The sequence below is a fragment of the Pseudomonas sp. R19M genome, from assembly GCF_050312585.1.
GTDB classification, from domain to species: domain Bacteria; phylum Pseudomonadota; class Gammaproteobacteria; order Pseudomonadales; family Pseudomonadaceae; genus Aquipseudomonas; species Aquipseudomonas palleroniana.
The window spans coordinates 312,748-334,352 of sequence record NZ_JBNPJV010000092.1; the positions used below are offsets into that span (position 1 = coordinate 312,748).

The window sequence follows — 21,605 nt, forward strand, 5'->3', positions numbered from 1 at the left end:
AGGCGGCTCGACACCAAAGCCTTTGGCGCAAAGAGTGGAAACACAAGGCACAGGACCTGCCGGCAGAAGCGAGGAATCAAAACGGCGAGCATGGCGACACAAGGACAATGCCACGGGACTTAGTGAGCCCGGGCGTAATCCACACCCTGTCGGTGACCAACCTCATGAACACTGTTTCGCTCTCCCATGCCACGCAACATCGTCCTCCCCCCGCCCCGACAACCGCCAACCCGCCGCAGCTTTCCGGGCAAGCGCGTGAGTTTCCCGCCCCCTCGGCACCGGCTGAAGGTTCACGCCGCGAGGGTGATCGTGAGCTTGCAACAACGGAATATCACAGCGCGTTGCTCCTGGCGGCCAACCGTGAACGAAACATCACTATTGGCCAGCTTCCTCCCTCCTCCACCTTCGGTCAGTGGTGGACGCAGTTGCATAACACCTTTCAGTCACCCGACGTGCTGCAGTGGATCCGAGACCAAGGGATCGACACGGCATCGATCAAGCTCAACGCCACCTCGGGCCAGATCAGCTTTACGCTCACGCGGGCGCGTGATCCCGAACAAAAACTCCATACGGTCGGGCAAGACGACCCGCGCTGGGCGGCTATCAGCGGCCCGGTTCTGAATGCCGCCAGGGTTATTGCCGCAGGCCATGCCGATACCTGGTTCAAGCCGCCGGTCAGTGTTCCAGATGAACCGGTTGCCTGGTGGTTGATCGGCCGGTTTTACAACGAGCGGCAGGACCTCACCGGGCCGGCGATGCGTGAGCGGGCGGCAGAAATCGATCGAAACCAGGGGTTCACCCCGCTCGATCCAGGCACGTCGAAACACTTGATCGAATCGCGCAGCGAGGAAGCACTCCAGAACCAGAAAGCGTTTACAGGCGATATCCACAACCGACATCAGGCGGCCGGCGAACTCAGACACCTGGCGGCATCCGTGGAGAATGGCGTCGAATATGATGGGCAGATTACGCATGAACTGAAAGCCAGGACACTCAACCTGTCTGCTGACAGCAGCTACCGTCCCTCAAGCGGCGGCCAGTCCCCGACCGTCTCGCTTTTACAATACCTCACGGACCACGGGTTGCACTTGCCAACCCGTCACGAAGAGCTGGTCAACCTCGCAACCGCCCTCTCCACTCCCACACCCAAGGCGGCTGTGCAGGGGAACCTCAGCGGTGCGCTGAGGTGGCTTGACCAGGAGAGCCTGCAACAGCTCAAGGCGGATATTCAGGGCGGCACGTTCGGCAACATTAAGCTGAGCCCGTTCAAAACTGTCTTGGACTACCTGCTGGACAATCGGTCGATCTCTCCCGCCGAGCTCGACAACCCGCGCCTGATGATTGAAGCCTTGATCAGCTCCCCCAGGGGCCAGGCCCTGGGTGACGCCATTCAAGCACTCTTTGCCGCGCGCGGCGTCAAAGGCCCCGGCACCGATTGGCTGCTGGCGGCGCTGCATCTGGAGATTGATAGCGACGCAGCACAGGGCTTGAAGATTGGCGGCTATCACTTGGTTTCGCCTGAGAATGTGGACAAGACGGCTGCCACGGTTTTCAAGGAACTGGTCGAGCATCTGGTTGCTCGCGGGCAGGCTTCGTCGCCTGAAAAGGCGCTGATCCAGGCGCACCTGGTGTTGACCAGGCTGGCACCGGAGTTCCGGGTCAAGGGCATCCCGGACACGATCGTCCCAGGCACTCACAGCTGGGTCAGCTTCGCCACCCTAGTCGCCCGTATTGAAGCGAAATCGCCGGGTGCCACGGCAACGATGAACTATGCGCAAATCATGCTGGAAGGCAGCACCGCACCGGTGACCGATGAGGACAGCGCAAGTGAATATGCCGCCCAGGCCAAAGCACTCAAGGAGTGGGCCGTCGCCAACGGTCAGGCCTATCCCTCGACCGAAGCGGCCATGGTTGAAGTGCGCAAGGCGTTCACCGCCCAGATCAACGAGTTGAAGGAGGCGGCGCAAACAGACATAAGGGAACTCCCGACCACTCGGGCCATTGCACTGGAACAGCTGAAAAAGGCCCTGCCGCACATCGACCCGAAATGGTTCGACGAAAAATGCATCACCGTACAGCCCGCACATAAACGCTTTCCAGAACGCTACTCGATACTGGACAGTTACATCGACGGACGCCCTCTGTTCTGGACACCCAACCGTGCCAACTTCTGGAAGGAAGAGGCACGTAACTTCACCAACCTGTTCAGGTCCGAGGAAAACCAGGAGCAGCCTGATCAAACGCCCGCCGCCTGGGTCTCTTCATCCAGCGCGTTCAACTTCGATGAGGTTCGCGAAAAGCTGAAAAGCCTGCCACGCCCAAAAGACCTGTTCGCGCAACAATTCACCGACTTTTCCGATGCGCTGAAAAAAACCACGGCGGCGCAGTACAAATTGCTGCTGGCCAGACAACCGCTGGAAGACCGTCAGCATCTGCAGTTCGGCCAATTGACGGTCCGCAAGGAAGTCAGCTACCACCGGGCGGACCACCCCGTACGAGTGGCCGATGGCGTGCTGTTGGTAGAAACCGAATACAACGGCAAGGTCATCCACTATGCGATTGATCGAAACAAGGGCACCATCACTCGCCGGCCTGGGCAGACCTATGATGAATACCCGCCGACCAACGGCACCATCCCCCAACCCGGCAAGCGGTACGACGTGATCAAACCTGCGGGTAACTACCCGGCAGACGTTACGGATGAGAAAAAAGATGCCCGAGGCGCGCCTGACAGTTTCAGCAGTGCCCGGACCCGCTACATCGTCGATGCGGTACTCGACGACATGCGCCTGCCCGAGGTCGAGCGTTATGCCAAAGGTGCCACGACATTCGACACTCAGGTACCGCTGTACGAGACCATTGAACAAATCGTCGTCGGCCTGATTCCATTCAAATCAGGCATCGAGAACATCATCAACGGCAGGATCAAGGAAGGCATTGTTGAAGTTGTTGTCGACCTGTTCGGTTTTGCGATCGGCATTGGTGGCGCACTCAAAGGTGCGAAAGGCGTTGTCGCAGGCGCGTCAGCCCTTTCAAGGGTGGGCCATGCAGGCAAAATCATTGGCCGGGCAGCGGTGGGCGCGCTGAACCCCTTGAGCGGGGTCGATGACCTGGCGCTGGGTGTCCTGCAGGCAGGCAAGAAGGCAGTCATAACGGCAGCCGGCGCCACCTACCGCGGGATTCAACATCTACGTGGCCAGCGTAGTGTCAACCTGCTTGAGCTGGCCAAAAAGCCGGACATCGCCGAAGGCACCTACAGGGCACTCAATCACACGGTGGAAAGCCAAGCCCTGGCCAAATTCGATGAGGCATCAGGTCGCTGGTACGCCTTTGACCCGCATACCCAGCAAGCCTTCGGCAAACCGCTGGATAACTTCCGGGTGGCTCCTGCTGGCGCCAATACCGCCGACAGCTTGCACGCGATCGGCAGCGCTGATGCCGTCAAGGCCGCCAGTCAGCAATACGGCCTGGCGGCAAGCGGACGGTTAAAGGCTGGACAACAGACGGTGGAAGACATCGCGGTCATGGTTCAAGGTAACTGGCACCGATACGATGCGTTCAAGAAACAACCCTTCGGGCCACCTTTGAAAGACTTCACCCCTCACCGAATCGCGGCTGGCGGCGAGGTCCGGCCCCTGGACCCGGACCTCCTGGGTTATGAAGCCAAGTACATCGCGGCTGACGAGCTCTCGGCCAAGGGCTTGCAAGGCAATGTCTATGTGGGCCGTGGCCGGAATGAATACGTGAAGATCGACGGGGTGCTTTACAAGTCCAAGCTTAAAGACGGACAACGCGTCATCCAGCATCCCCAGGGCACGGGGCCGGACATTGCGGTCAGGGATCTGGGGGCCTCAGGATGGGAACCTGCCGCCAGAACTGCGCGTTTGCTGGGCGGCAAGAGTGACGCACCCTTGCGTTGGAAATTGGGCGACAGCACCTATGTCGTGCCCATGGACGACATTAAAGTCGTGGAAAACTCAACCACCCCGTTCACGCTCAACTACAAGGGCGTCGAACATAACGTCATCTTTGACAGTTCGGCGGGAGCCTGGAAAGAAAGCAACCTGTCCACCGGTATCGATCCGCTCAACCCTGCCTATTTCTGGCGAAGCGCCAAGGGCAAGTGGCAACGCGGGCCGTTCAACGAATTCATAAAAGCCAGAAAGGCAGATGCGCATACCTACTCGTTCGTTGATGTCATGCCGCCTTCGGCCGTGAAAATCCCCAACGATGTGAAGCCGATCCCCAGAAACCTTCACTATTTCTGGGCGGGCCAAGAGCTCCCGTCCAAGCTGATGGATACCCTGCTCAACAACGCCGCCCAGGCGCCTGGGTACAAGTCCATCCTGCATGTGGATGCTGACACCCCAGCCATTTTCAACCAGATAAAGCGCACCCTGGAAAGCAAGGCTCCCGGCCTGGAAGTCAGGAACCTGCGCGAGGATGACGTCTTCAAACAGTTGAAAGGCGATGGAATGTACGACTACTTCCGACAGGGACAAGGAAAAAACCTGGCCGCCGCTTCAGACGTTGCCCGGTACCCTATCCTCAACAAATATGGTGGGTTCTACCTGGATACCGATGATGTGATCCAGGCAAAGGTCGGGGCTGATGGGTTAAATGCCGGTGCAAGTGATGTGCTGCTCAACAAACCGGTTGCCCATAGCCTCACCGGCTATAAGCCGTTCTACAACACCAGCAATTTCGGCACACAAGCAGGCAACCCGGTCATCACCGCAGTCATTGATGAAATGAAAACCAGCTTTGCGGCCAACAAACCCTACTTTGCGGCGAACCGGCCTACGGTGGGCCGTGGGCCTGACGGCCGAGTGCAATACACCCCTGAATTCAATCTCTATGAGGGCAAGATTTTTGAGACTGTGGGGCCAACGCTGTTCAACAAGGTGCTCAAGTCGCAACGGCCTGACATGTACGACTTGGGCTTTGACGGCATTACCAAGGAGTCGCGGCTGGTCAACGGAAAGCTCGAATCACACGGCCCGATAGTCAACATTGAAAACGATGTTCGTCGGTACTACACGCGTCGCGGCATCGTTCCCCCGCAAACGCTGGACAAACAGCTGGACAACCTAAAGCAGCATTACTATCCGCTTCACTACAAGTTCCAGGTCAGGATTGGCGCTGAACACTCCTGGATCAACGCCTGACTTGAAGAGGTTCAATCCTGGGGCTCTGTAGTGCCGGCCTGCGGCGCTTCATCTACCGGTTTGAGCGGCACTTGCGCATCATCCATCAACGACCCCGGGTCTTCATTGCCGGGGTCGTTGAGTTCTTCATCAGGCTCTTTTGACATGACCGTTCCCTCTAACCGCCTTGGGTATCGATATCGGCATCGGTTTCAGGCTTGGGCTCGCGCTCGGGCTTGAAGTCTGGACTGTAGTCGTTTTCCTTGGCCTTGGGGTCTTTGGCCGGCGTCGGGTCCTTGGGGGCATCGGCACCGGTGGCAGGTTGTGGGTGTGGGTTCATGGGGCACCTCTTGGAAAATATCGGCCGGGTAGAGTTAAGGTCACGCTTCCGGCGCTGAAGTTCAATTGATTCAAGACACCGGGTTATCCACCTGGATGTAGAACGCATAGGCGCCCAGCAAGACCCAGAACACCATGAACAACCAGGGCGCACGCATCGAAAACAACAGCGACTTGCGATAGCCCTTGTGCGATGACTCCGTTTCGCAGAACAGCGGCGAGTCGTCATACGCCAGCCCCATCACCGGCTCGCTGCGCAGCAGTTCGCTCTGCTTGTAGTGCCAATGGTCGATGATTTCGTAGGCGGCGCGGATACCCGGCCAGGCGTTCAACGAGCTGAGGATGCCCAGGGCGGCGAGGAATACCGGCACCACCAGCGTGAAGAATTTGCCCCACTCGGGATTGAGATTGCCCATGCCCGAGACGAACGCAATCACCAGGAATGACTGCGCGGTGAGGTAAGCATCGGTGCGGTTGGCCAGGATGCTGGTTTCGTATTGGATCTCTCGGCGATAGAAATCCAGGCGGTCCTTGGGCGAGCCGAAGATCTTGGCGTTGTGTTCGCTGTGATCGGTCAGCGCCGCTTCGGGAGTATCCGGCGAGATGATTCTGGGCACGGCGGTGCTCCATTAAGGTGTCGAGTGTCGTTAGAAGAATCACGGCAAGGTGAAGTTCAAACATTGTCACGCACCCATTTGGCGCACCGCCTGCCCTTGTAGTGAGCGAGCTTGCTCGCGCTGGGCTGCGCAGCGGCCCCAATACCAGCGGGAGCGCTGCGCACTCCAGCGCGAGCAAGCTCGCTCACTACAGGCGGTTTAGGCACAAGCTTTGCTTAACCCTTTCATCACCCACTACCGCGCTCATCTGCAGGAGCTTTCGTTACCCCCCGACCCAGAGCCGACCCCATAAGAAAGTAAGGACCCGGTCCGCTGGCACTGTGCGCCACGGCCTTATAAAAAATGCGTTTTTTGAAGCGGCAGTGCTATCAAGCTTCACTCGGCACTGACAAGGTACTGGAATGGCTCGATCTTTCTTTGATGAAATGAATGACGCAAACGGCGTGTGCCGTGCGCACTATCAGGACTTCTCACGCTGGCTGGCCAACACGCCGCCGGAACTGCTGGCCCAGAGGCGTCGCGAAGCTGACCTGTTGTTCCATCGCGCCGGGATCACCTTCACCCTCTATGGCGACGAGCAAGGTACCGAACGCCTGATCCCCTTCGACATCATCCCGCGCAGCATCCCCGCCAGTGAATGGAGCGTGATCGAACGCGGCTGCATTCAGCGAGTCAACGCCCTCAACCTGTTTCTTGCCGACATCTACCACGACCAGCGCATCATCAAGGCCGGCATCATCCCGGCGGACCAGGTGCTGGGCAACGAGGGGTATCAGAAGTCGATGGTCGGCCTGGACCTGCACCGCGGCCTCTACTCGCACATTTCGGGTGTGGACCTGGTCCGCGACGGTGATGGCACCTACTACGTGCTCGAAGACAACCTGCGCACGCCCAGCGGCGTGAGCTACATGCTCGAAGACCGCAAGATGATGATGCGCCTGTTCCCGGAAGTCTTCGCCAAGCAGCGCATTGCACCGGTGGACCACTACCCCAACCTGCTGCTCAAGACCCTGAAAAGCTCCAGCCGCCTGGACAACCCCAATGTGGTGGTACTGACGCCCGGACGCTTTAACAGCGCATTCTTCGAACACGCGTTCCTCGCCCGGGAAATGGGCGTGGAACTGGTCGAAGGCGCCGACCTGTTCGTGCACGACCTCAAGGTGTTCATGCGCACCACCGACGGCCCCAAGGCCGTGGATGTGATTTACCGGCGTATCGACGATGCGTTCCTCGACCCACAGGCATTCAACCCGGAGTCCATGCTGGGTGTTCCTGGCCTGGTCGCCGCGTACTGCGCGGGCAACGTGGTGCTGGCCAATGCGATTGGCACCGGGGTGGCCGATGACAAGTCGATCTACCCCTATGTGCCGGACATGATCCGCTTCTACCTGAGCGAAGAACCGATCCTGCAAAACGTGCCGACCTTCCAGTGCCGCAAGCCGGATGAACTGTCCCATGTGCTGGCTAACCTGGGCGAGCTGGTGGTCAAGGAAACCCAGGGCTCCGGCGGCTACGGCATGCTGGTGGGCCCGGCCTCGACGGCCGCCGAGATCGAAGATTTCCGCCAACGCATCAAGGCCCGCCCCCACGCCTACATCGCCCAGCCCACCTTGAGCCTGTCGACCTGCCCCACCTTTGTCGAAAACGGTATCGCGCCACGGCATATCGACCTGCGACCGTTTGTGTTGTCGGGCAAGGAAACCCGCCTGGTGCCCGGCGGGCTGACCCGCGTGGCATTGAAGGAAGGTTCGCTGATCGTCAACTCGTCGCAAGGCGGCGGAACCAAAGACACCTGGGTGGTGGAGGACTGAGTATGTTGAGTAGAACCGCCGCAGATCTGTACTGGATGTCCCGCTACCTGGAACGTGCCGAGAATCTGGCGCGCATGCTGGAAGTCAGTTACTCGCTGTCGTTGATGCCCCAGGCCGGGCGCAGCGATGGGCTGGACGAACTGGCGATGTCGTTGCTCAGCAGCGGCACCCTGGACAGCTACCTCGAACGCCATAAGCACCTGGACGCCGAGCGCATGTTGCATTTCTTCGCCCTCGACGCGGAAAACCCCGCCAGTATCTACAACTGCCTGCGCGCCGCCCGGGGCAATGCCCATGCGGTACGCGGGCGCATCACCGCCGACATGTGGGAAAACCTCAACGCCACCTGGCTGGAAATGCGCAGCATCGCCGCCGGCGGCCTGGCACGCCACGGCATCAGCCACTTCTGCGACTGGGTCAAGCAGCGCTCGCACCTGTTCCGAGGCGCGACCTCGGGCACCATCATGCGCAATGATGCCTATCGGTTTATCCGCCTGGGCACCTTTGTCGAGCGCGCGGACAACACCTTGCGCCTGCTGGATGCGCGCTACGAGATGTTTGGCGAAGAGTCGGAAGAAGTCAGCGACCTGTCGGCACGCGGTTATTACCAGTGGAGCGCGCTGCTGCGCGCGTTGTCGTCGTTCGAGGCGTACACCGAGTTGTACCCGAATGCGCTGAACGCACGCTCGGTGTCGCAGTTGCTGCTATTGCGCAGCGATGTACCGCGTTCGTTGCATGCGTGCATCGAGGAACTGAGCCATATCCTGGCGGACCTGCCCGGCAGTTACGGGCGCTCGGCGCAGCGCCTGGCGGCGGAGTTCGAGGCGCGACTGCGCTATACCGGCATCGATGAAATCCTTGAAGACGGCTTGCATAGCCGGCTGACCGAGTTCATCGACACCGTGCGCGAGTTGGCGCGGGCGATTCATAGCTCTTACCTGGAAGTCGTCTGAGGCGCGGCCCCGGGGGTAGTCCGCAGGTGGTTGGGTTGGGCATCACTCAATCAACCACCAACGCGGCAACAATTGGCGCACCCGCGCCTCGCCAAAGCGGTCATCGATCAACATCACCACACCTCGGTCCTGTTGGCTGCGGATCACCCTCCCCGCCGCCTGCACCACTTTCTGCAGGCCGGGGTACAAATAGGTGTAGTCGTAGCCCGAACCGAAGATCGCGCCCATGCGCGCTTTCATCTGTTCGTTGATCGGGTTCAGTTGCGGCAGCCCCAAGGTCGCGACAAATGCCCCGATCAAGCGCGCGCCGGGTAAATCAATGCCTTCGCCAAACGCACCGCCCAGCACGGCAAAGCCGACCCCCTGGCTGTGCTGGGTGAATTGGTCGAGAAACGCCTGCCGCTGCGCCTCGGCCATGCCGCGTGACTGCAACCACAACGCAACCTGCGGGTGCCGCTCGGCCATCAACTGCGCCACCTGTTGCAGGTAATCGAAGCTTGAGAAAAACGCCAGGTAGTTGCCCGGTTGCGCGGCGAACTGCTGGGCAATCAACTCGACGATCGGCTCCAGCGAGGCCTGGCGGTGCACGAACCGTGTGGAGATCTGATCAACAATACGTACACGCAGTTGCTCGGCCTTGAACGGTGACTCCACGTCGATCCAGGCGGTGTCCGCCGGCAAGCCAAGCAGGTCGGCGTAATAGTGACGCGGGCTCAGGGTCGCGGAAAACAGCACGCTGCTGCGGGCCGCCGTCAGCCGGGGCCGGATAAACTCGGCGGGCACCAGGTTGCGCAGGCACAGGGTTGAAGCGCTGCGTTTGCCGCCGAACGGGCGCTTGCTGATATCGAAGAGAAAATGTTCGTCGAACAACTCGGCCACCTTGGCAAATTGCAGCGCTTCGAAGTAGAAGGCTTGCAGGTCGCCGGACAGCGCCTCGGGGTGGTCGTTGAAGTACTCGCCCATGGCGCTGGTGGTCAGGCTCAGGGCCTGGAGCAGTTTGTCGGGCTTGCTCGCATACGCCTGGTACGGCGCGAGCTGGTCCTTGTGCAGCGCATTCCACTCACGGTTGAGGCGCTGCAAAGGCTTTTTCAAGGGGTCGGGGGCGACGTCGCGCAAGGTCTTGAGTGCATAGGAGTCGAGGCTGGCGCTGTACATCGCACGGGCGCGCTCCACCAGGTTATGGGCTTCGTCCACCAGCACGGCGGCGCGCCATTGGTTGAGCTGGGCCAGGCCGAACAGCATGGCGCCAAAGTCGAAATAGTAGTTGTAGTCGGCGACCACCACGTCGCTCCAGCGCGCCATTTCCTGGCTCAGGTAATACGGGCAGACCTCGTGGGCCAGCGCCACCTCGCGCAGGTTGCGCTGGTCCAGCAGGCGTACCTGGGACGCTGCCTTGCGTGCGGCCGGCAGGCGGTCGTAAAAACCTTTGGCCAATGGGCAGGCATCGCCATGACAGGCTTTGTCCGGGTGTTCGCAAGCCTTGTCCCGCGCGACCAGTTCGAGCACGCGCAGCGGCAGATCGGGGCTGCTGTCGTAGAGCACCTGCGCCGCGTCCAGGGCGAGTTTGCGCCCTGGGGTCTTGGCCGTGAGGAAGAACACCTTGTCCAGTTGCTGGGGCGCCAATGCCTTGAGCATCGGGAAAATCGTGCCGACGGTCTTGCCGATGCCGGTCGGCGCCTGGGCCATCAGGCAACGCCCGGTACTCACGGCCTTGTATACCGCCTCGGCCAACGGGCGCTGGCCGGGGCGAAAGGCCGCATGCGGGAACGCCAGGCGTTGAGCCGCGCTGTTACGCGCGTCGCGATGCTGCATCTCGCACTCGGCCCAACCAAGGAACAGCGCACATTGCTGGTTGAAGAACTGCTCCAGCTCCACTGCGGTGAAACGCTGGTTGAGCAGGGTTTCGCCTTCGCCGACGATGTCGAAGTACACCAGCGCCAGGTCGATCTCGCCAAGGCCGAGCTTGCGGCACATCAGCCAGCCGTAGACCTTGACCTGGGCCCAATGCAATTGCCGGTGGTTGGCGGGCTGGGCACCGAGGTCGCCACGATAGGTTTTGACTTCCTCCAGGCGATTGGCATCCGGGTCATAGCCGTCCGCCCTGCCCCGCACCTTCAGTTGTGCATATTCGCCTTCGAGGGCGACTTCGTTTTGATAATGCGCGCTGCGCCGCGAAGCCACCGTGCGATGCCCGACGATGCCTTCCTGGGCGCTGGGTGACGGTGTGAAGCGCAGGTCCAGGTCACCGACCTTGGCCGTGAACTCACACAACGCGCGTACCGCGACGCTGTAGCTCAAGCCGGTTGCGCCCAACGCACATAGCAGACGGTGACCGGCATCTGGTACTCGCCGCAGAACTCCAGCCAACGCAGCTGGTTGTCTTGCAGGCGGTCGCCCGGCCCCTTGACCTCGATCATGCGGTAGGTTTTGCGGGCGGGCCAGAACTGGATCAGGTCCGGCATGCCGGTACGGTTGGCGCGAATGTCCAGCAGCAAGCGTTCAAACCAATAGCGCAAGTGCTCGGCGGGCAAACAGTCCAGGGCTTGCTCCAGCAGCGCTTCGCTGAGCAGGTTCCAGAACACGAAAGGCGATTGGATGCCCCATTTGTCTGCGTAGCGTTGGCGGATGCTGGTTTTGTAGCGCTCATCTTGCAACTGCTCGAAACAGGCCGCGAACAGCGGTGCCCGACGCTGATGAAAATCTTCGCTGTGCAAATCCGCCGGCCCTCGCTGGAACGGGTGGAAAAACGCCCCCGGCAACGGCGCAAAGATCGCGTCCCAGCACAGCAGGCCGAACAGCGAATTGATCAGCCCGTTCTCGACATAATGCACCGGCGCATCCGGCTCGCTGAGATGGGCCTGCACGCAATACTCCACCGACATCAGCGGTTCGGGCAGCGCCAAGTCCAGGTCCAGGCGGGTGATGGCCCGGGGCTTGATCCTGGGCAGCGCCGGCTCCCCCAGCTTGCGGCGCAGACGCGGCAGCACGCGCAGCAGATGTTGCTGTTCGGCGGCGCTTTCCGGCGCCTGTTGCGCCGCACACGCCAGGGCCATGGCCTGGGCATAGTCCTCTTGGCGCTCCAGCACCCGGATCAGGCGCGAACGCGCGCCGGGGTGCGCGCACTCGCGATAGATCCGTTGCGCCAGGTCCAGCTCGGCGCTGCGTTCGCAATACTGGCCGATCTGGAACAACAACTTGGCGCGACGCTTTTCCAGCCAGGGGTTGTCGGTGGCAAACGTGGCGATTTGCGCGAGTACCACGTCCAGCGCCTGCCCCGCTTCAAACGCTTGCTGGCACTGATGCAGGAACAGAAAACCGTGCACGTCATCACGGTGACGCAAGCCACGGGACTGCGCACAGAACTCGACCTTTTCGTAGGTGTAGATGCCCAGGTCCGCCAGCACGAACTCCGACCAATCCTGATGCAGGTTGCCGAAGAACATCAGCCGCAGGCGGTCGCACAGGTCCATCACCGTGAGGCTATAGAGGGTGTCTTCAAGGTCCGGGCACCATTGGGCAAAATGCCGGGGCTCGGTAAACCGCGCCGCCAACGCGTCCAGCCAATCGGTTTTCCTGGCCTTGGGTTGCTCGATCCAGGGCTTGAAGGCCGCGAGGATTTCGCCTTTCTGCAGGACGGCGAACAATGCTTCAAAGCCCAGCGGGCACTGGTCATCGACCCAACCCTGCTGCACCAGTGCCAGCGCTGCCGTGTGGGTGCAACCAATTTCCAGGTAATTGAGTTTGCTCGCCCGAAAATGCACGCCCTTGCGCATCACCATGCGCACCAGCAGCGCCTGGGACGCCTGCGGCAAGCTGTCGAACTGCTGAATAAAATGCACTTCGTGCGCATCGAGCAAATCGGCATAGCGCTGCCCCAGCCACAGCAGTACTTGACGGAAGTTATGCAGGTAATACAGGGGATCGTCGAGGGGGTTGGCCATGTCACGCGCTGATCGAATACTGGTTATGCATACAGAGTGCCGCCAGCGAACGGCTGTTGCAATCGGTAATAGATAAATGGCGCACGCAACTTTTTGTATAAAAGTGATCAGATAGCTCAGTTGATGGCGTAACATTTAGGGCCCGCAGCCCCTGGCTACGGGATTTTTCAGGGTTAAGGGTAAGGGTTATGAACATGAAGAATTTGGGTCTGCCACTGGTTGCACTGTCTTTTGTGCTGTTGGCCGGGTGTGCGACGCAAACCGTGGTCACATTGCAAAATGGCACACAGTATTTGACCAAGGACGTCCCCAACGCCAAGACAGCCGACGGCTTCTACGAGTTCACCGACATCGCCGGCAAGCACATACGCGTAAAAGCCGCAGATGTGGCGACGGTCATCAAGGAAAAATGACAGTAAAAAGCCCCGCAAATGCGGGGCTTTTTGTTAAGGGGCATCCCTCGGTCAATACCGGTAGTACGGGTGGTAATACGGGTGATAGTAGGGATGGTAATAGTACGAGTGGTAGTACGGGCGATAACAGCACGGGGCCGGATACGCCGGGTACACCGCACACCCGCCCAACCCCAGCAGGACCAAGGCGCACAGCAACAATCGTAAACGGGACATGTTCGATTCCTCCCACGTGATCACGCGAAACAGCTCGCTTGACCGTTAAACGCACGCACGCCGGCCGATCCGTCGCGATGGGAAGTTAAAGATTTATTTAGCGAAGGATTTTCCACGCCGCTGCGTTTAACCGATAAGCCACCTTCATTCGAGGGCGGCAGCACGGAGAACCAAGGCCATGGCACGCATGTCCCGAGCGGTACGCGCGCTTTTACTCATTCCCTTGACCCTGGCGGCCCTGGCGAGTACGCCCGCCTTTGCCGACACCATCATCATCATCCGCCAGGCACCCCGGGTGATCGTGGTACAGCCCCCACCCCCACCGATCTATTACGCGCATTGGGGTTACGGGCCACGCCCCTATTACTCTCCACGCTCCTACTACGGTTATGGCTACTCCCACCGGCCGCATTGGGATCACGGCTGGCGGGAGCGCCATTGGCGTTGATCAGCCGATGCTGACGCCGTCAGCCCATAGCCCACCCTGCCCCACGCCGACCAGGGTCACCGAGTCGGCGCCAAAGGTGAGCACCGTGTCCGCACCGACCACCTTGGCGTGATCACGCAGGTCGGTGCTGCCTTCCACATCCTTGAACACCAGCTTGTCGGTGACCTGGTAGCCAATTACCCGATCGTTGCCGAAGTGGCCGCTGAACAGGAAGGTGTTATGCCCGCTGTTGTCGCGGATCGTGTCATTGCCCTTGCCGCCTTCGATAAAGTCCGCGCCCTTGCCACCCTGGATCAGGTCGTTGCCGTCGCTGCCGATGATGAAGGTATTGCCCTTGTGGGCCTCGGCATTGCGGTTCAGGTCCTGCACCCAGGTGTTGGCCCGCGCCGGGTCGGACAGGTTGGCGACGATCACCGTCGAGTCGCGGGTCATCTGGTCGTAGAACCCGGATTCGAGGATACGCGTCATGCCATCGCCATAGCCGAACGGCAAGTGGGATAGCCAGGTCGGCAGGTTGACGATGGAGAACGGCAGCACATTCCACAAGGTGGAGGCGTAGTGATCGTTGAAGTTGACGATATTGTCGGTGGTCGATTCATGCGGCTTGTCGTGCACGCCCAGGGACGACAGGTTGAAGGATGAGCCATCCAGTGCGCGGAAGACCGGGTCATTCTCATAGCCGACATTGAGCACCTTGTCGCCGGCGCTTTGGGTGGGCGACGCATAGGCCACATAGTTGGCGTCCTGGTAAAAGCCCGCCCACTTGCTGTTGCTCAGGTCCGCCATGCTGTTGACCGCCAGCCCGCCCAGGCTGTGGCCGCTGACCAGCACGTCCTTGCCGGTCAGGCCATGGGCGCCGGCATAATCGGCCACGTTCTTGAGCAGGTTGCCGAACGCTTCGCCCGCATAGTTCTTGGCATAATCCTTAGGCCCCAGGGCGGCCAGCAGATCGCTGATCAGGTCGCCGATGGAGTCACTGATCAGGTGCTCCCGTGGCCCCGAGGTGCCGCGAAAGCTGATACCGATTTCCTGCAATTTGCCGGCGTCATCGTATTTGCCCAGCACCTCGACCTGGGCGCTGGTATAGCCGGCCTTTTCCCCGAAGAACGTACCCCGCTGGTCGACCTTGCCCTCATAGCCCAGGGTCGCGGCGCTGATGGGCGTCCAGCCGGCTTTTTGCACGGCTTCAAGGGCGGCTTTTTCCGAGTCGGGGTTCCAGGGGATGCCCGGAATCACGCCTTGTGAATCCGTACTGCCCAGCAACGCCGTGACCAGTGTGGCCGGCAGGCCGAGGCCAAAGCCGTTGTGCTGGTAGCCCACGGCAAAGCCGTTATCCAGGTTGTGATAGGAATACAGCGTGATCGCCATGGCGTCGGCAAACAACGCTTTGGAGCCCTCGGTGCCGAGGTTTTTATAGTCAAAGATACCCATGGTAGTGCCTCTCTGTTGTTGGATTTGTCGAGAAAGCGTTTGTCCTATGTCGAACGTATGTAGTGAGCGGGCTTGCCCCGCGCTGGGGGGCGAAGCCGCCCCAACCCAGACACCTCGGTCTCCCTGAAACACCGCGACGCCCCTGTTTGGGGCGGCTGCGCCGCCCAGCGCGGGGCGAGCCCGCTCACTACACGGTCAGAAGGCCCAGTCGAGGCTCAAGCCGACGCCGTGGACGTTCTCCTTGCTGGCCAGCAGGCCGTTGTAGTCAAAGTTCACCCGTGCATCCTTGGTCAACGCCAGGCTGACCCGCGCGCCCACCAGCGCCGCATCGCGCACCAGCGGCGCGCTCTGCACCGCAAAAGACGGGCCGCCCGAGGCAAAGGCCAGGGACTGCTCGGACCCCACGCGGCTCAGGTTGTGCTGCCAGCCCAGGGTGCCGGACACTTCCAGCGCCTGGTGATCGTTGAGGTTGATCGTCTTCAAGGCACGTGCGCCCAAGGTGCTCAGCACGACGTCGCGGCTGTCGTCGCGGCCTTTGAGTGCGGCGGCATCGCCCTTCTCGGTAAAGCCATCGGTGTCCAGGTGCACGTAGGCCAGGTTGGCGAACGGCTCCAGGGCCAACGGTTGCAGGTTGACGCGGTAAGCCGCTTCACCGAATACCTGGGTGCTGCGGGCGTCGACCTTGGCTTTCTGCTTGCCGGAAACGTCGCCGTATTGCAGGTCACGCTTCACATCGGCGCGATGCCAGCTGTACGCCGCGCCGCCGCTCAGGCGCAAGGCGCCGATCTCATGCCCGGCATAAGCGCCCAAGTGGTAGCTGTCGACCGAGGCGCGACTGTGGGTGTCGTTGCCCATGTTCAGCGAGGTATCGCTGTAGCCGGCAACCAGACCGATACGGGTCGCCTCGTCCAGTGCGCCATCCACCCCGGCAAGCATGCCGCCGATGGACGTGGTGTAGCCCGCCGTCTCACTGCGGCTGTCGGTCTTGCCCCACGCCCCCAACGCCTTGACCCACACGTTGCCACGGCTGTCGAGGGTATCGCTGCGCGAGCCCATCTCGCCGTTGCGCAGGCGCTCGCCCACGGCTTCGCGCACATAGCGGCTGTCGTTGATCAGCGCGCTCTGCAGGGCCGGGTAGATCTCGCCGGTCAGTTGCTGGAAGGCACCTTGCGCCGAGGCGGCATTGGGTGCCAGCAACAGGCTTTCATACACCGCATTGCCCGCGCCCAATTGCTCGGCGGCGCCGGCCACCGCACGTTGGTTAGGCGTGGCGGCGACGCTGGCAAAGCCGTTGGTGCGCGCCACGTCCAACTGCACACCGGTGGCGCCGTAGTTCAAGGTGCCACCGATAAACAGGTAGTTGGGCAGTACCGCGCCAAAGGCGCCGGTCACACCGCCGGCGGCCTGCAGGATGTTGTACTGCCGCCCGATCAGGCTGTCGGCCTGTGCCGCGCTCAACAAGGTCGGGCTGTTTTCCAGGGCCAGGGTCACGGTGCCGCCATTGAGCGTGGCCGTGCCACCGGCAACGATCCGGTCGCTGCTGGTCGGCGACAACTCCACCGCGTAGGTCGAACCGGCGTCAAACGTGACATTGCCCGCCACATTCAGGGTGCCGATGGAATTGCCCGGCGCCACGGTGCCGCCGCTTTTCGCGGCCAGCGAGCCGATACGCCCGGAACCGCCCACCACACCGCCCTGGCTGACGCTGACGTCGGAGGTCACCGAACCGTTGATCGCCAGCAACCCCTGGTTGACCAGGGTCGGGCCGCTGTAGGTATTGATACCGGTCAATATCAGCGTACCGATGCCCTGCTTGGTCAGGCCGCCGTGGCCCGAGATGTCATTGCTCCACACATCGCGCCCGCAATGCACGTCGGTGCACAGGCGCTGGGTGGGTTTGCCCGCGTCCACCACGGCGCCCACGCCCGGCAGGTCGGCGACAAACTGCCCGCTGCCATAGGCGCCATCGATACGGAACTCGGCGGGAATGTCCGCGGCCGTGATGAACATACCCGGCCCGTTGACCGCCTTGCCCAGGTTGATCATGCCCCAGCCATACAGCGAATCGATACCCGGCGCACCCAGGTCGGTGGCGGTGGTTTTGAGCACGGTGGAGACCTGTTCGCCGCTCATGTACGGGAAGCGTTCCATCAACACGGCTGCGGCGCCGGCCACATGCGGCGCGGCCATCGAGGTGCCGTTCTTGTTGGCCCAATCGGTGGTGAGGTTCTCGAGCGTGGTGCCATTGATGATCGAACTGAAGATCTTGGTGCCCGGCGCCGACACGCAGAAACTCGCCGCATAACCACAGCGCGACGAGAACGTACTGATCACATACGGCGTGGCACTCGTGGTATCCGGATTTTGCTGCAATGCCGCCACCGACAGCCAGTTCGGCGCGATTTCCGGCACAAAGTACGCCAGGCCCGACATCGCATCCGGGTTGTTGCGGTTGTAGTCGTTACCGGCGGCGAAGATGGTCAGCACGCCGCTGCGCGCGGCGTCGATCGCCCCTTGATAAGCCCCGCCGGCCAGTGTGCCGAGGATCGGCCGGATATTGTTGAACTGCGCCTGGGCTTCGTTGACCGTGAAATTCGGGAACGCCGGATCACGGCCACCCTTGGCATATTGCGCGCCGATGCCGATCCCCCAACTGTTGTTGATGATGCGTGCGCCGCTGGCCACCAGTCCGTCCCAACCGGCCTTGTACACCGCACCGTCGTTGCCGAGGATGATGCCGTCTTCGGGGCCTGGGTCACCGTTTTCCGCGCTGAGGATCTGCGCGTTGAAGGCTACGCCGTGCATTGGCCCGCCATCGCGGTTGCCGGCGGCAATACCGCCAACGTGGGTACCGTGGTTGCCCAACTTGCCATTGGAATCCTGGGACGGCGTGCCGTCATAGCGGAACGCGTCGCCCGCCTTGACCGGAATGTAAGGGTCGGTGTACTGGCGGATGCCCTCGGTGACAATCGTCACCACTTTGCCGGGGCTGGCGAACTCCGGGTGCTGGGCATACACCGGCTGGTCGAAAATCCCCAGCTTGACGCCCTTGCCGGTGTAACCGGCGGCGTACGCGGTGTCGGCCTGGATGGCGCCCAGGCCCCAGTCAGCCTTGAACTCAGTGCTGCGCCAACTGGCGGCGTCGCCCAACTTGCCGGTTTCCACATAGGGTGCGGCCTGGGCGGTTCCCAGGGTTGCCAGGCAGCACAGCAGCGCGCCGTATGGCACGCAGCTCAAAGCCTTGAGCGGGTAGCCCGGGCCGGTGTGAGTGGCGGTAATTCGTTTGTTCACGGTGACCTTCCTTAGTTTTCTTGGTTTTTCTTGTTGAACTCAGAACTGCCAGTTGAGGCTCAAACCCACACCCTGGGTTTTCTCACTGCCCCCCAATTGGCCGGTGTAGTCCAGGTTGACCCGCGTGGATGGGCTCAACGCCAGGCTGGCCTGCACGCCGACCAGCGCCGCATCGCGCAGCAGCGGCGAACTGCCCACGGCGAATGAGGGCCCGCCGGCAACAAACGCCAAATGCTCTTGCGATTGCACCGCGCTGAGGCTGTGTTGCCAGCCCAGCGAGCCCGACAGTTCAAGCTGCTGGCGATCATTCAGAGGCAGGGTTTTCAGCGCACGCACGCCCAGGGTGCTGAGCACCGCGTCACGCTGATCGCGGCTGCGCTCCAGCGCGGCGGCAGCGCCTTTTTCGTGGAAGGCATCGCTGTCCAGGTGCACGTAGGCCAGGTTGGCGAACGGCTCCAGGGCCAAGGGTTGCAGGTGAATGCGGTAGGCCGCCTCGGTGAACAATTGCGCCGTGCGCGCCTCAAGCTTGGCCTTTTGCTTGCCGCTGACCGCGCCGTACTGCAAGTCACGCTTTACATCGCCGCGATGCCAGCTGTAGGCACCACCGACGCTGACGCGCCAATCGCCCAGCTCGCGCCCGGCATATGCGCCGAAGTGGTAGCTGTCGATGGACGCCGATGCATGGGTGCCACTGCCCATGTTCAACGAACTGTCGCTGTAACCGGCGACCACGCCGACACGGGTCTGCTCATCCAGCTCGCCGTCCACACCGGCCAGCAGGCCACCGATGGAGCGGGTCGAACCTGCCGTTTCACTGCGGCTATCAGTCTTGCCCCAGGCGCCAAGCGCCTTCAGCCACAGGTTGCGTTCACCGCTCACCGGCACATGCCGCAGACGCTCGCCCACGGCATCGCGCAATTGCAGGCTGTCGTTGAGCAGCATCGCGCCGATCGCCGGATAGATCTCGCCGGACAACTGCTGCAAGCCTTGCCGGGCGGTGGCCACCGAGTCCGACAGCAACACACTCTCGTACACCGGATTGCCCGCGGCCAACTGCTCGGCGGCGGCGGCCACGTTGCGCTGGTTGCGGGTAGCGGCCACGCTGGCGAAGGTAGCGTTGTTGCGCCCTACATTCAGTTGCACGCCGTTGGCCGCGTAGTCGAGCGTGCCGCCCAGGAACAGGTAGTTGGGCAACACCTGGCCGAACTGGCCCTGGATGCCTCCCGCCGCCTGGAGGATGGAGTACTGCTGGCCGATCAGGCTGTTTACCTGGCTCTGGCTGAGCAGCGTGGGGCTGTTTTCCAGCGCGAGGGTGACCGTGCCGCCACCCAGCAGCGCTTTGCCTCCCGCCACGATGCGGTCGCTGCTGGTAGGGGTCAGTTCCACGGCGTACGTGGAGCCTGCCGCCAGGTTCACATCGCCGGCCACTTGCAAGGTGCCCACCGAGTTGCCCGGCGCCACGCTGCCGCCGTGATTGACCGACAGCGCGGCAATCCGCCCGGAGCCGCCGAGGGTGCCGCTGTCGTTGACCGTCACCGCCGATGCCAGCGAACCATTGACCGCCAGCAAGCCACCGTTGACCGTGGTCGCGCCGCGATAGGTGCTGTCGCCACTGAGGACCAGCCGCCCGCCGCCGGACTTGATCAGGCTGCCCTCGTACACCCGCTGGGCGGAGGCCTGGTCGCGTGCGGTGCCGATGGCGTAATCGGTCTTGTCCTGTTGGCTGGCATTCGCGGCCACGCCGTTTTGCCAGCCCTTGTCGAGCAGGGTTTGCTGCCAGGCGGCGTGCTCGGCGCGGTCTTCGGCCTGGCGCTGGATCAGCGCCTGATCGGTGATGCCATTACTCCACACATCACCTTGCCCGGCCGCGAGGTTCACGTTCATCGCGCCCAGCAGTTGCCCCGGCCCGTGCATCGCCCGGCCCAGGTCCGGCACACCCCAACCGACCGTGGTGTTGGGGGCTTGGGTGATCGAACCATCGAGCTGCGTCGCGGTGGTCAGCAACACCTGCAACGCCTGCTCATTGTTCATGTACGGGTAGCGCTCCATCACCAACGCAAGCGCGCCGGTGGCGTGGGGCGCCGCCATCGAAGTGCCGGATTTCACGCCGTAGCCGCCGTCGGGGATGGTGCTGTTGATCAGCGCGCCCGGGGTGGAAATGCACCAATATTTGGCGATGCCACACTTGTTGTACTTCTGGTTGTTGGCTTTATCCAGGCCCGACACCGCGAGCCAATGCCCTTCCAGCTCCGGTTGGAAATACGGCAGTGCCGAGCGCACGCTGGCATTCGCATAACCACTGTTGCCGGCGCTGAACACATTGATCACGCCGGCCTTGGCCACGTCCGCCGCCGCATCCAGCCAGGTGCCCTGGTTGTAATGCTGGGCATAGGCGGCGTGCAGATCGCCGAGGGTCTGGTAGCTGACATCCTTGGGCTGGCTGCCCCAACTGTTGTTGATGGCGCGCACGCCGGAATCGACCAGCGCGCTGTACACCGTCTTGAAGTATTGGGGGTCCGGGGTCGGGCCGAACAGGAAACTGTCGTTGGCGTTGGTATTGCCCACGTAGATTTGTGCGTTGTAGGCCACGCCATGCATGCCCACGCCGTCACGGGACGCGCCCATGGTGCCGGTGACATGGGTGCCGTGGGAGTCGTTGTTGGGGTTGAGCGCGCCGGTAGTGCTGAACGGGCTGCCATTGACGTAGGTGCCGGTGGCCGTGACCGGGTGGAAGCGGTCCTTGGCCGCCTCCGGGTGGTTGGGGTCGAAGCCTGAGTCGAGGGCGCCGATTTTTACGCCGCTGCCGCTGATGCCTGCGGCGTAGGCCTCATCCGCCTTCATGCGTCCCAGGCCCCAGTCACTCTGGAACTCGGCGGTGCGCCAACTGGCGGGGTTACCCGCTTGACCGGTCTCGGTGTATGCCGCCTGCGCCGCAACGGACAACAGCAGCAAGGAACCGGCGGTAAAGGGTTTGAAGCGAGGTGAATCGGTGATCATC

General features: G+C 61.8%; 14 protein-coding genes. 5 read left to right on the forward strand and 9 right to left on the reverse strand.

The window, feature by feature from the left end; all coding sequences use genetic code 11:
• Positions 1 to 164 precede the first annotated feature (164 nt).
• Positions 165 to 5,168: a glycosyltransferase gene (locus ACQRBT_RS22790; protein ID WP_412046033.1), complete on the forward strand. Its 5,004-nt coding sequence runs from the start codon at positions 165 to 167 to the stop codon at positions 5,166 to 5,168.
• An 11-nt stretch (positions 5,169 to 5,179) separates the two neighbouring features.
• Here ACQRBT_RS22790 and ACQRBT_RS22795 read toward each other — a convergent pair whose 3' ends face one another.
• The 3 genes from ACQRBT_RS22795 to ACQRBT_RS22805 all read right to left on the reverse strand — a co-directional run bounded on the left by ACQRBT_RS22795 (position 5,180) and on the right by ACQRBT_RS22805 (position 6,103).
• A complete protein-coding gene (locus tag ACQRBT_RS22795) occupies positions 5,180 to 5,314 on the reverse strand; it encodes a hypothetical protein (RefSeq protein WP_279613724.1) in 135 nt (44 codons plus the stop codon).
• A gap of 11 nt (positions 5,315 to 5,325) precedes the next feature.
• A complete protein-coding gene (locus ACQRBT_RS22800) occupies positions 5,326 to 5,487 on the reverse strand; it encodes a hypothetical protein (protein WP_199777954.1) in 162 nt (53 codons plus the stop codon).
• Between the two features lie 70 nt (positions 5,488 to 5,557).
• Positions 5,558 to 6,103 carry a hypothetical protein gene (locus ACQRBT_RS22805; RefSeq protein WP_060753088.1) on the reverse strand — a complete coding sequence of 182 codons (546 nt, stop codon included), beginning with the start codon at positions 6,101 to 6,103 and terminating at the stop codon, positions 5,558 to 5,560.
• A 401-nt stretch (positions 6,104 to 6,504) separates the two neighbouring features.
• Here ACQRBT_RS22805 and ACQRBT_RS22810 point away from each other — a divergent pair, with 401 nt between their 5' ends.
• Together ACQRBT_RS22810 and ACQRBT_RS22815 are read left to right on the forward strand one after the other, a co-directional pair.
• Complete coding sequence (locus ACQRBT_RS22810) at positions 6,505 to 7,914, forward strand: circularly permuted type 2 ATP-grasp protein (RefSeq protein ID WP_090371131.1); 1,410 nt, start codon at positions 6,505 to 6,507, stop codon at positions 7,912 to 7,914.
• Between the two features lie 2 nt (positions 7,915 to 7,916).
• A complete protein-coding gene (locus ACQRBT_RS22815; RefSeq protein ID WP_060753090.1) occupies positions 7,917 to 8,867 on the forward strand; it encodes an alpha-E domain-containing protein in 951 nt (316 codons plus the stop codon).
• Positions 8,868 to 8,909: 42 nt separating this feature from the next.
• Here ACQRBT_RS22815 and ACQRBT_RS22820 read toward each other — a convergent pair whose 3' ends face one another.
• Both ACQRBT_RS22820 and ACQRBT_RS22825 read right to left on the reverse strand, forming a co-directional pair.
• Positions 8,910 to 11,165, reverse strand: a complete 2,256-nt coding sequence (locus tag ACQRBT_RS22820) for an ATP-dependent DNA helicase (protein WP_411984091.1) — start codon at positions 11,163 to 11,165, stop codon at positions 8,910 to 8,912.
• Complete coding sequence (locus tag ACQRBT_RS22825; RefSeq protein ID WP_244699125.1) at positions 11,162 to 12,808, reverse strand: VRR-NUC domain-containing protein; 1,647 nt, start codon at positions 12,806 to 12,808, stop codon at positions 11,162 to 11,164. Before ACQRBT_RS22825 ends, ACQRBT_RS22820 begins: the two co-directional genes overlap by 4 nt.
• Positions 12,809 to 12,996: 188 nt before the next feature.
• Here ACQRBT_RS22825 and ACQRBT_RS22830 point away from each other — a divergent pair, with 188 nt between their 5' ends.
• Positions 12,997 to 13,221, forward strand: a complete 225-nt coding sequence (locus tag ACQRBT_RS22830; RefSeq protein WP_060753092.1) for a YgdI/YgdR family lipoprotein — start codon at positions 12,997 to 12,999, stop codon at positions 13,219 to 13,221.
• A 51-nt stretch (positions 13,222 to 13,272) separates the two neighbouring features.
• On the opposite strand, the gene ACQRBT_RS22835 is transcribed toward ACQRBT_RS22830, so the two are convergent.
• Entirely contained in the window at positions 13,273 to 13,437 is a 165-nt protein-coding gene (locus tag ACQRBT_RS22835) for a hypothetical protein (RefSeq protein ID WP_162843532.1), read from the reverse strand.
• A gap of 178 nt (positions 13,438 to 13,615) precedes the next feature.
• Between ACQRBT_RS22835 and ACQRBT_RS22840 the strand changes: the two genes are divergently transcribed.
• The gene (locus tag ACQRBT_RS22840; protein ID WP_412046032.1) at positions 13,616 to 13,885 is read left to right on the forward strand and encodes a hypothetical protein; all 270 of its coding nucleotides are present in this window, start codon (positions 13,616 to 13,618) and stop codon (positions 13,883 to 13,885) included.
• Here the strand turns inward: ACQRBT_RS22840 and ACQRBT_RS22845 are convergent, their stop codons facing one another.
• The 3 genes from ACQRBT_RS22845 to ACQRBT_RS22855 all read right to left on the reverse strand — a co-directional run bounded on the left by ACQRBT_RS22845 (position 13,886) and on the right by ACQRBT_RS22855 (position 21,604).
• Entirely contained in the window at positions 13,886 to 15,316 is a 1,431-nt protein-coding gene (locus tag ACQRBT_RS22845; RefSeq protein ID WP_104993756.1) for a polyurethane esterase, read from the reverse strand. It abuts the gene before it with no gap.
• Between the two features lie 195 nt (positions 15,317 to 15,511).
• Entirely contained in the window at positions 15,512 to 18,595 is a 3,084-nt protein-coding gene (locus ACQRBT_RS22850) for an autotransporter outer membrane beta-barrel domain-containing protein (RefSeq protein ID WP_412046149.1), read from the reverse strand.
• A gap of 51 nt (positions 18,596 to 18,646) precedes the next feature.
• Complete coding sequence (locus ACQRBT_RS22855; protein ID WP_412046031.1) at positions 18,647 to 21,604, reverse strand: autotransporter domain-containing protein; 2,958 nt, start codon at positions 21,602 to 21,604, stop codon at positions 18,647 to 18,649.
• Between the last annotated feature and the right edge of the window lies 1 nt (position 21,605).